The organism is Agarivorans sp. Alg241-V36, assembly GCF_900537085.1.
Lineage (GTDB): Bacteria > Pseudomonadota > Gammaproteobacteria > Enterobacterales > Celerinatantimonadaceae > Agarivorans.
Genome location: NZ_UNRE01000002.1, coordinates 493,711 through 508,955, shown reverse-complemented (window position 1 = coordinate 508,955; position 15,245 = coordinate 493,711). Strand labels below are relative to the sequence as shown.

Here is a 15,245-nt window from a genome sequence, read left to right as displayed (position 1 = left end):
CTTATTTATTCAATGCGGCTTAACCAACATTAACCCGTGCGTTGCGGAACATACGCATCCATGGGCTATCTTCGCGCCAGTCATCTGGGTGCCAAGAATGCGCCACTGTACGGAATACTCGCTCTGGGTGAGGCATCATAATCGTCACTCGACCATCTTTAGACGAAAGACCCGTAATACCAAGAGGAGAACCGTTAGGGTTAGCAGGATATTGGGTTGTTGCTTCACCATAGTTATCAACATAACGTAGCGCCACAGTACCACTGCTTGCTAAGGCATCAAGATGAGCTTGGTCGCGCACTTCAACACGCCCTTCACCATGCGACACAGCAATTGGCATTTGCGAACCAGCCATACCGTTTAGGAAGATAGAAGGTGATTGCTGCACTTCTACTAAACTAAAGCGCGCTTCAAAACGCTCCGATTCGTTGCGCACAAAACGTGGCCACAAATCGGCACCTGGGATTAACTCACTGAGGTTAGATAGCATTTGACAGCCATTACACACACCAAGAGCAAAAGAATCATTACGCTCAAAGAATGCACTAAATTGCTCTCGCGCTCGGCTGTTGAACAAAATAGATTTAGCCCAACCTTCACCAGCGCCTAATACGTCACCGTAAGAAAAGCCACCACAAGCCACTAAACCAGCAAACTTGTCTAAGCTTACTCGGCCAGCAAGAATGTCGCTCATGTGAACGTCTACTGCGGCAAAGCCTGCACGGTCAAAGGCGGCTGCCATTTCGTGATGCGAGTTAACACCCTGCTCACGTAATATCGCCATTTCAGGTTTTAAGCCTTTAACGATGAATGGGGCTGCTACATCTTCGTTAATGTCAAAGCTTAAGCCAATGTTTAAGCCAGGATCTGCGGCGTCGAACTTAGCCTCAAACTCTTGCTTAGCGCATTCTGGGTTATCGCGAAGCGCCTGCATTTGATAAGTTGTTTCTGCCCAAATACCGCGGTAGTGAGTGCGCGAATTGGCCAATACCACTTCACCATTGCGGGTAAAGCGGATTGCATCATCGCTGTTTAGCGAGCCAATAACATGGCTACAAGACGCCAAGCCATGGCCAGCTAATACATTAAGTACCGCTTCTTTGTCTTCAGTTTTCACCTGAATAACCGCACCTAGCTCTTCACTAAACAGCACATCTAAGCTATCGCCAGCTAATAGGTCTAAGGCTACGTCTACACCGCAATGTCCGGCGAAGGCCATCTCTGCAACGGTGGTAAACAAACCACCATCACTACGGTCATGGTAAGCAAGTAATTTTTGCTCAGCAGTAAGCACTTGAATGGCATTAAAGAAGCCTTTCAGTAACTCTGGCGAGTCTACATCTGGCACTTTATTACCTAGTTGCTTATATACCTGCGCTAAACAAGAAGCGCCCATGCGGTTTTTACCTTGACCTAAATCGATAAGAATCAGATCGGTGTCACCAGCATCGTTACGCAATTGCGGAGTAACCGTTAAGCGAATGTCTTCAACTTTTGCAAAGGCACTAATAATTAAAGAAAGTGGCGAGGTAACCGCTTTGTCTTGGCCTTCATCTTGCCAAGCTGTCTTCATCGACATCGAATCTTTACCTACCGGAATAGTAAGACCCAATGCAGGACAAAGCTCTTCACCTACTGCTTTAACTGCGGCATATAAACCGGCATCTTCACCTGGGTGACCAGCAGCAGACATCCAGTTAGCCGACAACTTAATGTTGTTTAGCGAACCGATATTCGTGGCGGCAATGTTGGTTAAGGCTTCGGCTACTGCTAAACGTGCAGAAGCAGCATGGTCAATCAAGGCCGCAGGCGTACGTTCACCTACCGACATTGCTTCACCATGGTAAGTATCGTAACTTGCTGCGGTTACCGCACAGTTAGCCACCGGTACCTGCCAAGGGCCGACCATTTGGTCACGCGCTACCAAACCGGTTACGCTGCGATCGCCTATGGTGATTAAGAAGGTCTTTTCTGCAATAGCAGGTAAGCGTAATAAGCGCTCTGCTGCTTCAGCCAAATCAACTTGATTAGTATTAAACGCTGGGCCATTAAAGCTGGCAGTTTTAACATCGCGATGCATTTTAGGCGCTTTACCTAACAATACTTCCAATGGCATGCGGATAGGATCGTTATCAAAGTGCGAATCGTGCAGGATTAAATCCATTTCTTCGGTAGCAACACCAATTACGGCGTACAAGGCACGTTCACGCTTACAAATTGCATCAAATACATCTAAGTGCTCAGGAGCAACCGCTAGCATGTAGCGTTCTTGAGACTCGTTACACCAAATTTCTAGCGGAGACATCCCCGGCTCATCATTTGGTACTGCGCGCAGGTCAAATATTCCGCCACGGCCGCCATCGTTAACCAACTCTGGACAAGCGTTAGATAAACCACCGGCGCCAATATCGTGAATAAAGGCAATTGGGTTAGCATCGCCTAGCTGCCAACAGCGGTCGATAACTTCCTGACAACGACGTTCCATTTCTGGGTTTTCACGCTGAACCGAAGCAAAATCCAAGTCTTCGCTAGATTGACCAGAAGCCATAGAAGATGCAGCACCGCCGCCTAAGCCAATGTTCATGGCTGGGCCGCCAAGTACAATGATTTTAGCGCCAACCGGAATATCACCTTTCTCAACATGATCTTCGCGAATGTTACCTAAACCACCGGCCAACATAATCGGTTTGTGGTAACCACGTACTTCACTGCCGTTAAAGCTTTCTACTTGTTCTTCATAAGTACGGAAGTAACCTAAAATATTAGGACGGCCAAACTCGTTGTTAAACGCAGCACCGCCTAATGGCGCTTCAAGCATAATCTCTAGTGCATTAACGATTCGGCTAGGCTTACCAAAGTCACTTTCCCAAGTTTGTTCGAAACCAGGAATGCGCAGGTTACTAACAGTAAAGCCGACCATGCCTGATTTAGGCTTAGAACCACGACCAGTAGCACCTTCATCACGAATTTCACCACCTGAGCCAGTAGCAGCGCCAGGGTAAGGCGAAATAGCCGTTGGATGGTTATGGGTTTCTACCTTCATCAAGATATGGATATCTTCTTGATGGTAGTTGTATTGCTTGGTTTCAGCATTGGGGAAGAAGCGGCCAGCTACCGAGCCTGTCATTACCGCTGCGTTATCTTTATATGCCGACAATACGTAATCGCTATTTAGCTCATAGGTATTCTTAATCATTTTAAACAATGACTTAGGCTGCTTAACCCCATCAATTGTCCAATCTGCATTAAAGATTTTATGACGACAGTGCTCTGAGTTTGCTTGAGCAAACATCATTAGCTCTACATCGTTAGGGTTGCGCTTCATCTTCTCGAAATTTTCTACTAAGTAGTCAATCTCGTCATCGGCTAAGGCTAAACCTAACTCCTGGTTGGCTTGCTCTAAGGCTTGCTTGCCGCCAGATAAAATATCTACCGACTCAAAAGGTGCTGGGCTTGCGTGTTCGAACAATGCACTAGCTTGTTCAGTTTCAGCAAACACCACTTCCATCATGCGATCATGAATTAAGCCTTTAAGCTGCTTGCTTTGCTGCTCATTCAATTCACAGCTGGTATCTACATAATAAGCAATACCACGCTCTAGGCGTTGTACATTAGTTAAACCACAGTTATGTGCAATATCACTTGCCTTAGAAGACCAAGGAGAAATTGTGCCTGGACGGGGAGCAACTAGTAGCAACTGGCCGGTAGGCTGGTGCTCTGCAATAGTAGGGCCGTAGGTCAATAACTTATCTAATACTTGTTGTTCTGCATCGCTCAAATCACTTGAGATATCAGCAAAATGCATAAACTCAGCATAGATAGCTGTAACAGGAAGGTCTTGCTCTGCGCAGCGTTTTAACAATTGCGCAATTCGAAACTCAGACAGTGCAGGTGCACCACGTAGTACCAACATATTTATGTGCTCGCTTTTCCAGATGGAGGTGGGAGGGGGAAAATTGCGCGTATTATAGATAAAAACTGCGACAATGGTAAACAAAACGTTAGCTTGACGAGGAAAACTACGCTTAAAGCTAGACAGCCAAGCGTATATCCCTAAAATCGAATAAAAATAATAGCGTGGAAACCAGATTTGATGATTAAACAGCAACGCTTCACCCTGCTTCTAGCGTTGCTCGCTTTGTTCTTGTTGCAAGGCTGCGAACCCAATCCCTTTGTCTCTGAGCTAGACCAGATTCGTCAACGCGGAAAACTGCGTGTGGGCACCTTGTATAGCCAGCAAGTTTTCTACTATGACCAGCATGAACAGCCAACTGGTATGGAATATGAGCTATTGGAAGACTTTGCTAACTACTTAGGTGTTGAGTTGCAAATGGTGCCTTTGTACAACCAAACAGAGCTTTATCGAGGTTTGCATAATAATCAGGTCGACCTTCTAGCAGCCGCGCTGTCTCCAACTAAAGCGCTACGCGAAAATTTCCGCTTTTCGCCAGAAATTTATAAAGTAGATGCCAAGGTAGTTTATAAAAAGAATACCCGCCGCCCACGTAATATTAGCCAGGTAGATTCACCGCTATGGATTACTACAGGCAGCTATCACCAGCCTTTACTTAAAAGCTACCGTGAAGAAAACCCTGAATTAACTATCGAAGCTACAGACCGCTTAGACAGCAGTGAGTTACTAAAAAGCATCGTTGATGAAGACATTCGTTTTGCCTTAGTGGATGACACCACCCTAGCCCTGCATCAGCGCTTTTATCCCGACTTAGCCGAAGCGTTCACCTTAGACCAAGCCACGTCCGTGGTGTGGATGGTGAACCGCTTACGAGACGACAGCTTGTACAGCGCACTCATCGAGTTTATTGGCGACAAACACAGCAACGGTGACATTACCCGCTTATACGAGCGCTACTTTGGCCACATTCAGCGTTTCGATTATGTAGATACCCGTGCATTCTTGCGCTCTACTAGTACTCGCCTGCCTAAATACGAAGATTGGTTTAAGCAATATGCCGGGAAGTTAGACTGGCGCTTAATTGCTGCCGTCTCTTATCAAGAATCACATTGGCGCCCGCACGCTAAATCGTTTACTGGTGTACGCGGCATGATGATGTTAACCCTACCTACCGCTAAGTCTGTGGGAGTGACTAATCGACTTGATCCTGAGCAAAGCATACGTGGCGGTGCCGAGTACTTACAAAAGCTAATTAATCGCGTGCCCGACAGCGTGCGCGAAGATGACAAGATCTGGTTTGCCTTAGTATCTTACAACATTGGTTTTGGCCACATGTTAGACGCCAGACGAATTACCAGAATGCGTGGTGGCGATCCCGATGCTTGGGTAGACGTAAAAGAAAACTTACCCTTACTAATGCGTAAAAAATGGTACCAACAAACCCGCTATGGCTACGCTCGCGGCCAAGAAGCTTATAACTACGTAAACAATATTCGTCAGTATTATCAAAGCTTACTTTGGTTAGATGCGCAGAAGAAAGAGTCGAAGCGTCGCCGGGAGTTAATGAAGAATCGCGCCCCTTATCCAGTGAATAATCCCAACACTGAGGCGAGCGAGCCAAATAAAACAGAAGTTGATTCCATTAACTAAAGAATAATCTTGACGATTTGTCACAATACTGTCATGTTTTATGCTTAATCTATTACGGAGATTAAATACAGTAAAGCGTCCTGCCTACGCAATGGAGAGGATAGAATGATTAGAAAGAAACGCGTTACCCTTCACTCGCCACGCCGCCGAATTCAATTGGCTCGTCAGCACCGTAAGGTTCTATTAAGACAACGTTCTTATGTTTTAACTGAAATGGGTTTAGTCAGCGTCGCTGAGTAAATCACTGCTCTGTTGTTTTTTTCGCAGCTTGTGTTGTTCACGACGCTTGCGAAAAAAACGACTAATGTTCTCACTGCACTCTTCTGCTAACACCCCTGCTTCCACCTCAGCTCGGTGATTAAGCTGCTCACAATCAACAATATTAAATACACTACCTGCAGCGCCAGTTTTTAGATCGCTTGCGCCATATACCAAACGCTTAACCCGCGCGTGCACCATCGCACCAGCGCACATTGAGCACGGCTCTAAGGTAACGTAAAGCGTCGTTTCTAACAGGCGGTAATTACCTATTCTTTTGCCTGCTTCGCGCAGTGCTAAGATCTCGGCATGTGCTGTCGCATCATTAAGGCTAATGGTTTGATTCCAACCCTCACCCACCACTTCACCTTGATAAACCACCACCGCACCCACCGGCACCTCGCCTTGCGCCTCGGCTTTGTCTGCTAAGCGCAGCGCGTGTTTCATCCAGTCAATATCAGTTTTATCCAAGACGGTACTCCAGCCTGCTATTTTGCGGCACATTGTAAACCCGAAAGGTGGCTGACTAAAGCCCAACCGACCACCTATAAGCAACTACCAAAAACAAAAAAGCCGGCACTAGGCCGGCTTAGCTGTTTTAAGAGGCGTTTATTCAGCAGGTTTTTCTGCTGGAGCTTCGCTAGGCGCAGCCGCTTCTTTAATACTTAGACGTACACGGCCTTGGCGGTCTACTTCAAGTACTTTAACTTTAACAATGTCACCAACGGTTAGGTGGTCAGAAACATTAGCAACACGCTCTTGAGAGATTTGCGAAATGTGTACTAGGCCATCTTTGCCTGGCAATATTTCAACAAATGCACCAAAGTCTGCTAGGCGAACAACTTTACCTTCGTAGAATTGGCCCGCTTCAACTTCTGCAGTTAACTGCTCAATACGCTTAATAGCTTCTTGAGCTTGAGCGTTATCAGTTGCTGCAACTTTCACTGTACCGTCATCTTCGATTTCGATAGTAGTACCAGTTTCATCAGTAAGTGCACGGATAGTTGCACCACCTTTACCGATTACGTCTTTAATCTTCTCAGGGTTGATCTTAAGCGTATGAATACGTGGAGCAAACTCAGAAATCTCTTCACGAGAAGTACCGATAGCTTGATCCATAACACCTAGAATATGTAAACGTGCACCTTGCGCTTGGCGTAGGGCAATTTCCATGATTTCTTTAGTGATACCTTCAATCTTAATATCCATCTGCAATGCAGAGATACCTTCAGAAGAACCAGCTACTTTAAAGTCCATATCACCTAAGTGATCTTCATCACCTAAGATGTCTGAAAGAACAACGAACTTGTCGCCTTCTTTCACTAGGCCCATTGCGATACCCGCAACAGAAGCTTTAATTGGAACACCTGCATCCATAAGCGCTAGTGAGCTACCACAAACAGAAGCCATTGAGCTTGAGCCGTTTGATTCGGTGATTTCTGATACTACACGTACGGTGTATGGGAAATCTTCAGCACTTGGCATTACCGCAGCAACACCACGCTTAGCCAAACGACCATGACCAATTTCACGACGCTTAGGTGAACCGATGAAGCCAGTTTCGCCAACACAGTATGGAGGGAAGTTGTAGTGAAGCATGAAGCGAGATGTTTGCAAGCCAGCTAGCGAGTCAATCATCTGAGCATCACGTTCTGTACCAAGAGTACAGGTTACTAAGGCTTGAGTTTCACCACGAGTGAATACCGAGCTACCGTGAGTACGTGGCAATACGCCAGTCATTACGTCTAGAGCACGAATCATATCTGGTTCACGACCATCGATACGTGGCTCACCAGAGATAATGCGTGAACGCACTACGTTTTTCTCTAACTTACCTAGTTCATCACCAATATCTTGGCTGTCTAGAGTTTCGTCTTCTGCGCTTATTGCTTCAACAACGGCTTTTTTGATTTCGCCAACTTCAGCATAACGCTCAGCTTTATCAGTAATTTGGTAAGCTTCAGTTAACTTAGCTTCAGCTAGTGCTGCTACTTTATCTTTAAGTGCAACGTTAACTGCAGGCGCTTCCCATTCCCAAGCTGGTTTAGCGGCTTCTTCACACAACTCGTTAATGGCAGTGATTACAGCATTTGATTGCTCGTGACCATAAACAACCGCGCCTAACATTACTTCTTCAGAAAGTAATTCAGCTTCAGACTCAACCATAAGTACCGCACTTTCAGTACCGGCTACTACTAGGTCTAGCTTGCTTTCAGGAAGCTCTTCGGTGGTTGGGTTAAGAATGTAGTTACCATCAATGTAACCAACACGTGCCGCACCAATTGGACCGTTAAATGGAATACCTGAAAGGCTTAATGCCGCAGAAGTACCAATTAACGCAACGATGTCTGGTTGAACTTGTGGATTAACAGAAACCACTGTTGCCACAACTTGTACTTCGTTCACGAAGCCATCTGGGAACAATGGACGGATTGGACGGTCAATCAAACGTGCGATTAACGTTTCTTCTTCCGAAGGGCGACCTTCGCGCTTGAAGAAACCACCAGGAATTTTACCTGCTGCGTAAGTACGTTCTTGGTAGTTCACAGTCAACGGGAAGAAATCTTGGCCAGGTGTAGCAGTTTTTTTACCCACTACTGATACAAATACTGTTGTATCGTCCATAGTAACCATTACGGCAGCTGTTGCTTGACGAGCGATAGCGCCAGTTTCAATGGTGACTGTATTCTCACCGTATTTAAACGTTTTTACGATAGGATTCACGTGAATTTCCTTTAATTTATGTTCTCTTTTCAATTCGCGCTAAAGTATAAAGCAATGGCTAATCAAAAGATAACTTTATCCTTACTAAAACCACTGTTATCACACCACTTTGTGACTTTTATTTAAGCAACAAAAAAGGGAGCCATAAGGCTCCCTTTCGGTATTCTTTCTTGGCGACGTTAAAATTAACGACGTAGACCCAATTTAGCGATCAATTCAGCGTAGCTCGCTTGGTTTTTACGCTTCAAGTAATCAAGCAATTTACGACGCTGGCTAACCATGCGTAGTAGACCACGACGGCTGTGGTGATCGTGGATGTGCTTCTTGAAGTGACCTTGCAAGTGGTTGATTTGTGCAGTTAACAAAGCAACTTGAACTTCAGAAGAACCAGTGTCTCCTGCTTCACGTGCGTACTCAGCTACGATTGCTGCTTTTTCAGTGCTACTTAGTGACATACTAACTCCTAAAAATGTAAATTTACTCTCCGCCAATCACTAACTCAGCGAAGAAGGACGCGCATTATATAGTGCGCCCTAATGAGTTGCAAGCTACTCGCTTAACTATCACTACCTTGTATTAAACGCTTTGGTGCAACTAAGCCATCATCATTCAATTGACCAATACCCACAAAACGACGTTGCTCACCAATGGTCAGCCTAAATACATCATTTAGCGGAGCACCTGCTACTTGCATGGCTTGGCCTTGCATTAAGTACCCACCTAAGGCTTCAGGAATATTTACCTCAGCCAAGTGCGCGACTGCAGAGTCCATCGGCAACAATAGGGGATCAAGCAATTCTTTAGGGGCAATCTCTTGCTCATTGGCTTGCTCTAGCAAGGCTTCTAACTGCTCAGGCGTAACCATTCGATCACTAGGATAAGTTGCCACTTGTGAGCGATGCAGCTTAACTACATGCGCGCCACAACCCAGCATTTCCCCTAAGTCATCAATAATGGTGCGAATATAGGTGCCTTTGCTGCAATGCACATCTAAGGTCAGCATGTCACCATCAAGCGATATGAAGTTATTCTCGTACACCGTAATGGGTCGAGCTTCACGTTCAATGGTAATGCCTTCACGCGCATAGGAGTACAAAGGTTTACCATTATGCTTCAGTGCGGAAAACATTGAAGGCACTTGATTAATCGGCCCTCTAAATGAGTCTAACGCCGCTTCTATATCAGTTTGATTGACGGCTACTTCACGCTCTTCAACCACTTCCCCGTCAGAATCAGAAGTATTAGTTCTTACTCCTAACTGGGCAGTCACTTGATAACGCTTATCTGAATCAAGCAAAAACTGCGAAAACTTGGTTGCTTCACCTAAGCAAATAGGCAGCATGCCCGTAGCAAGAGGATCTAAGGCGCCGGTATGCCCAGCCTTTTGAGCAAAGTAAATGCGTTTAATACGTTGCAAGATACCATTAGAAGAAACGCCAGTAGGCTTATTCAGCAGAAGAATGCCGTCTATCGGGCGCCCTTTTTTTCTGCGTCCTTGTCCCATTACTCGCCCTCTTGCTCTTCACTGTCGTGCAAAGTACGACCTGAAGCCTCAGCTTTTTGCTGATCGTCTTTAACGGCTTTAGTTGCTAATTCGGTCATGCGTAAACCTTCACGCAATGAGCCATCATATTGAAAGCGCAACTCTGGCACAGCGCGCAGGCGCATTGCTTTAGCTAACAAATGGCGAACATAACCCACGTGCTCTTCTAGCGCTTCTAAGCTTGCTTTAACCGCTTCTTCACTATCATCTAAAAAGGTGACAAACACTTTGGCGTAAGCAAGATCACGGGTTACTTCTACTGCTGATACAGTGACAAGGCTTAAACGCGAGTCTCGTACTTCTCGTTGCAAAATCATCGCAACTTCTTTTTGAATTTGTTGGGCAACCCGGTCTGGGCGGCTAAATTCTCTAGGCATCACATTTCTCCTGATACCACTCCCAAGGGAGTATTGAAAACACAAATGGGGGCGCAAGCCCCCATCTTTAGAGATTAATTAAGTTGCTAGCTTATAAGCTACGCTTAACTTCAACAATCTCAAATACTTCGATTTGGTCACCAGCACGAACATCATTATAGTTCTTAACGCCGATACCACACTCCATGCCGTTACGGACTTCGTTTACGTCATCTTTGAAGCGGCGAAGTGACTCTAGCTCACCTTCATAGATAACCACGTTTTCACGTAATACACGGATTGGGTTAGAACGCTTAACCTGACCTTCAAGCACCATACAACCAGCAATTGCGCCGAGTTTAGGTGACTTAAATACGTCACGAACCTCAGCTAAGCCCATAATTTGTTGTTTAAATTCTGGAGCAAGCAAGCCAGTCATTGCACTCTTAACTTCATCGATTAAGTCGTAGATTACGCTGTAGTAGTGTAGATCTACGCTTTCAGTTTCGATAATACGGCGCGCAGTAGCGTCAGCACGTACGTTAAAGCCAAGCACAATGGCGTTAGAAGCAGCAGCTAAGGTAGCGTCTGTTTCGGTAATACCACCAACACCGCGACCAATAATGTTCACCTTCACTTCATCAGTAGAAAGCTTAGATAATGAATCAGCAATCGCTTCAAGTGAACCTTGTACGTCAGACTTAAGTACAATGTTTAGCTCTTGAACTTCACCTTCTTCCATGTTGGCAAACATGTTTTCAAGTTTAGATTTCTGCTGACGCGCTAATTTAACATCACGGAATTTACCCTGACGGTATAGCGCTACTTCACGAGCTTTCTTCTCATCGCGAACAACGGTTGCTTCGTCACCAGCTTGTGGCACACCAGAAAGACCTAAAATCTCTACTGGGATAGAAGGACCGGCAGTGTCGATGTCTTTACCGTTTTCATCTTTCATGGCACGAATACGACCGTACTCAAGACCACAAAGAATAATATCGCCTTTTTCTAACTGACCGTGTTGTACCAAGATAGATGCAATTGGACCACGACCTTTATCAAGGCGAGATTCAATCACAACACCCGATGCTGCACCAACGTGGCTAGCAGTAAGCTCTAGTACATCAGATTGAAGAACGATAGCTTCTAGCAGGTCATCGATACCGTCACCGCTTTTCGCCGACACGTGCACAAACTGAATATCGCCGCCCCAATCTTCTGGGATAACTTCGTGTTGTGATAACTCATTCTTCACGCGATCTGGATCAGCGCCTTCTTTATCCATTTTGTTAACAGCAACAACCAATGGAACGCCAGCTGCACGAGCATGCTGAATGGCTTCAACGGTTTGTGGCATTACACCATCATCGGCAGCTACTACTAATACAACGATATCAGTAGCTTTAGCACCACGAGCACGCATTGAGGTAAACGCTGCGTGTCCAGGAGTATCCAAGAAGGTAATCATGTTACCGTTGGTTTCAACGTGGTAAGCACCAATATGCTGGGTAATACCGCCAGCTTCACCATCGGCAACTTTAGCGCGACGAATGTAATCAAGTAATGAGGTTTTACCATGGTCTACGTGACCCATAATGGTAACCACTGGCGCACGGTTAGTTTTCTCACCGGTTGACTCAGCTTCTTGCATTACTTGTTCTTCAAGCGCGTTTTCTTTAACCAATACAACTTTGTGGCCTAGCTCTTCTGCAACGAGAGTGGCAGTTTCTTGGTCAATCACTTGGTTAATGGTCGCCATAGCGCCCATTTTCATCATTGCTTTGATAACTTCTGTGGCTTTGATGGCCATTTTGTTAGCTAATTCGCCAACTGAAATAGTCTCACCAATGCGAACTTCACGCTCAACCGGTTGCGCTGGTTTGTTGAAACCATGCTGCATAGCCGACGGAGTAGCAACTTGACGCTTGTTACCTTTACGGCCACCGCGACGATTGTTGTTATCGTCATTTTGCTTAGCTTTACGCTTTTTACGGCGTGGGGCTTCTGCTTTTTGCTCTTGCTCATCTTCAGCAGCACGGGCATAAGTAGAGGTTGTAGTATGGTAATCAGCAGACTCTTCACGCTTCTTACGTGCTTTCTCTTCTTCAGCCCAACGCGCAGCATTTTCTTCAGCTAGCTTTTTCGCTTCTTCCGCTTTTTTCTCAGCTTCTGCTTCTGCTTTAGCAATCGCAGCTTCTTCTTGCTTACGCTTGATATCAGCAGCTTCTTTCTCAGCAGCTAATTGCTCTGGAGATTTTTCAGCATCAGATTGTTTTTCAGCTTCTTTAGCTTTAGCAGCGGCGGCGGCTGCTGCGGCTTTTTCTTCGCGCTTAGCTTTTTCTTCTGCATCACGCTTAGCTTTATCTTCAGCAGCTTTCTTAGCATTGGCCTCAGCTTCAACACGTGCAGTTTCTTCAGCTTCAACACGTGCTTTTTCTTCTGCTTCTTGCTTCGCTTGTTCTTCTACAGCGCTGCGCTTAACGTAAGTTTTCTTTTTACGTACTTCCACTTGAACGGCACGCGACTTACCGCCAGTACCAGAAACACTTAAGGTGCTTTTGGTGGTGCGTTTTAAGGTCATGCGGCTTGGCGTGCTTTCTTCGCCATGCTGTAATTTTAGGTGCTCTAAAAGTTTAGTTTTCTCTTCTTGAGTCACACTGTCAGTTAAAGACTTTTTAATACCAGCATCTGCAAATTGCTGAATTAGTTTATCTTCGTTTGTTCCCACGTCGGTCGCGAGTTGTTTAATTGAAACTTCTGTCATCGGGCTATTGTCCTCCGTCGACCTTATTCTTCGTCGCCAAACCAGCAAATCTGTCTGGCGGCCATAATCAGTTCGCCGGCTTTTTCTTCCGACAATTCTTCAATATCTTCTAGCTCGTCGATGCCTTGCTCTGCAAGATCTTCCAAGCTAATCACGCCTTTGCTTGCGAGTACAAACGCTAAGTGACGCTCCATACCTTCTAGGGCCAGTAGCTCTTCGCTAGGCTCGGCATTATCTAAAGACTCTTCTTTAGCCAAGGCTTCGGTTACTAGTGCTGCTTTTGCGCGCTCTCGTAACTCATTAACCATGTCTTCATCTAGGCCATCGATGCTTAGTAACTCGTTTACTGGTACGTAGGCAATTTCTTCTAAAGAAGTGAAACCTTCTTCAGCAAGAACCGTTGAAAACTCTTCATCGATGTCTAAGTACTTAACAAAGGTATCGATAGCTTTTTGAGCTTCAGCCTGATGCTTGTTATTAGCATCTTCAACAGTCATTACATTTAGCTCCCAACCGGTAAGTTGAGAAGCAAGACGTACGTTTTGACCATTACGACCAATGGCTTGAGCAAGGTTGTCGGCTTCTACGGCAATATCCATAGAGTGGCTATCTTCATCAACGATGATTGAAGCCACTTCTGCTGGTGCCATTGCGTTAATGGCAAACTGGGCAGGGTTATCGTCCCACAAAACAATGTCTACACGTTCGTTATCAAGCTCACCTGAAACAGCTTGAACACGAGCGCCACGCATACCAACACAAGCACCTACAGGGTCGATACGGCGGTCATTACTTTTAACGGCAATTTTTGCACGAGAACCTGGATCGCGAGCGGCAGCTTTAAGATCAATCATCTCTTCAGCAATTTCTGGCACTTCAATGCGGAACAATTCGATCAGCATCTCTGGGCGGGTGCGGCTCATAAATAACTGAGCGCCACGTGCTTCAGGTTTTACTTCATACAGTAAACCACGAACACGATCACCTGGGCGGAACGCTTCACGCGGAAGTGACTCTTCACGGTGAATAACCGCTTCTGCATTGTTACCTAGGTCAACAATGATATTCTCACGGCTTACCTTTTTAACAACACCAGTTACCAACTCATTCACTTGGTCGAAGTATTGCTCAACAACTTGTGCGCGCTCTGCTTCACGTACTTTTTGTACAATAACTTGCTTAGCAGTTTGCGTAGTAATGCGGTCAAATACTACCGATTCAATTTGCTCTTCAACGTAATCGCCAAGTTCAATTTCTGGCTCTTCGTATTGGGCTGCTTCCAAAGTAATTTCGCGGTATGGGTTTTCAATCGCTTCTTGATTTTCCACTACCATCCAGCGACGGAAGGTGTCGAAACTACCGTCTTTACGGTCGATATCAACGCGAACTTCAATATCGCCTTCATACTTTTTCTTGGTTGCTGTTGCTAAAGCAATTTCCATAGCTTCAAAGATTTTTTCACGCGGTAGAGCTTTCTCATTCGATACCGCATCAACAACCAACAAGACTTCTTTGTTCATTCCTGACCCTCTTTAGTCAAACTGGGGAACCAGATGCGCTTTTTGTACGTTACCAAGCGCGATCCGATGTCGTTCTTTGTCTACTGCTAAAACGACTGTGTCGTCTTCAACAGCAATAATTTCACCCTGCCATTTACGGCGATTGTTTACAGGCATGCGTACCTGTACAAAAGCAATCTCACCAATAAAACGTAGATAATGTTCCGCTTTAAAAAGAGGGCGTTCTAAACCAGGAGATGAAACCTCAAGGTTGTACTCAGTGCTAATTGGATCTTCAACATCCAAAATAGCGCTAGCTTGTCGACTTACGTCGGCGCAATTGTCGACATTAATGCCGTTTTCGTGGTCAATAAACAGACGCACGATAGAGTGCTTGCCAGCACTAACATATTCGATACCTAAGAGCTCAAAGCCCAGCGCTTCAACCGCTGGAGTAAGCATATCAGTTAGTCGTTGTTCTACAGTTGCCAAGGTTCCCCTCCAGAAACAAAAAAAGGGCGTAAAGCCCAGTTCTAGC

The 15,245-nt window shown here is 45.6% G+C and carries 11 protein-coding genes; 2 read left to right on the top strand and 9 right to left on the bottom strand.

The genetic code is table 11. The features are described from left to right. Positions 1 to 19 precede the first annotated feature (19 nt). The gene (gene purL, locus G6R11_RS06760) at positions 20 to 3,913 is read right to left on the bottom strand and encodes a phosphoribosylformylglycinamidine synthase (RefSeq protein ID WP_163132317.1); all 3,894 of its coding nucleotides are present in this window, start codon (positions 3,911 to 3,913) and stop codon (positions 20 to 22) included. 180 nt (positions 3,914 to 4,093) lie between these two features. Here purL and mltF point away from each other — a divergent pair, with 180 nt between their 5' ends. Then, on the top strand, positions 4,094 to 5,563 hold the full coding sequence (gene mltF / locus G6R11_RS06755) for a membrane-bound lytic murein transglycosylase MltF (protein ID WP_163132316.1): 1,470 nt from the start codon (positions 4,094 to 4,096) through the stop codon (positions 5,561 to 5,563). Positions 5,564 to 5,668: 105 nt separating this feature from the next. Next, entirely contained in the window at positions 5,669 to 5,803 is a 135-nt protein-coding gene (locus G6R11_RS21865) for a hypothetical protein (RefSeq protein ID WP_255494555.1), read from the top strand. Here G6R11_RS21865 and tadA read toward each other — a convergent pair. The 8 genes from tadA to rimP all read right to left on the bottom strand — a co-directional run bounded on the left by tadA (position 5,783) and on the right by rimP (position 15,199). Beyond that, positions 5,783 to 6,292: a tRNA adenosine(34) deaminase TadA gene (gene tadA, locus G6R11_RS06750; protein WP_163132315.1), complete on the bottom strand. Its 510-nt coding sequence runs from the start codon at positions 6,290 to 6,292 to the stop codon at positions 5,783 to 5,785. The two genes, G6R11_RS21865 and tadA, sit on opposite strands and share 21 nt — an antisense overlap. 138 nt (positions 6,293 to 6,430) lie before the next feature. Beyond that, entirely contained in the window at positions 6,431 to 8,545 is a 2,115-nt protein-coding gene (gene pnp / locus G6R11_RS06745; protein WP_163132314.1) for a polyribonucleotide nucleotidyltransferase, read from the bottom strand. A 185-nt stretch (positions 8,546 to 8,730) separates the two neighbouring features. Beyond that, complete coding sequence (gene rpsO / locus G6R11_RS06740) at positions 8,731 to 9,000, bottom strand: 30S ribosomal protein S15 (RefSeq protein WP_016402372.1); 270 nt, start codon at positions 8,998 to 9,000, stop codon at positions 8,731 to 8,733. 101 nt (positions 9,001 to 9,101) lie between these two features. Further along, complete coding sequence (gene truB / locus G6R11_RS06735; RefSeq protein ID WP_163132313.1) at positions 9,102 to 10,049, bottom strand: tRNA pseudouridine(55) synthase TruB; 948 nt, start codon at positions 10,047 to 10,049, stop codon at positions 9,102 to 9,104. Continuing rightward, positions 10,049 to 10,465: a 30S ribosome-binding factor RbfA gene (gene rbfA, locus G6R11_RS06730; protein ID WP_163132312.1), complete on the bottom strand. Its 417-nt coding sequence runs from the start codon at positions 10,463 to 10,465 to the stop codon at positions 10,049 to 10,051. Before rbfA ends, truB begins: the two co-directional genes overlap by 1 nt. A gap of 91 nt (positions 10,466 to 10,556) precedes the next feature. After that, a complete protein-coding gene (gene infB / locus G6R11_RS06725) occupies positions 10,557 to 13,208 on the bottom strand; it encodes a translation initiation factor IF-2 (RefSeq protein WP_163132311.1) in 2,652 nt (883 codons plus the stop codon). A 23-nt stretch (positions 13,209 to 13,231) separates the two neighbouring features. After that, complete coding sequence (gene nusA / locus G6R11_RS06720) at positions 13,232 to 14,728, bottom strand: transcription termination factor NusA (RefSeq protein ID WP_163132310.1); 1,497 nt, start codon at positions 14,726 to 14,728, stop codon at positions 13,232 to 13,234. Positions 14,729 to 14,740: 12 nt separating this feature from the next. Further along, positions 14,741 to 15,199, bottom strand: a complete 459-nt coding sequence (rimP, locus tag G6R11_RS06715) for a ribosome maturation factor RimP (RefSeq protein WP_163132309.1) — start codon at positions 15,197 to 15,199, stop codon at positions 14,741 to 14,743. Between the last annotated feature and the right edge of the window lie 46 nt (positions 15,200 to 15,245).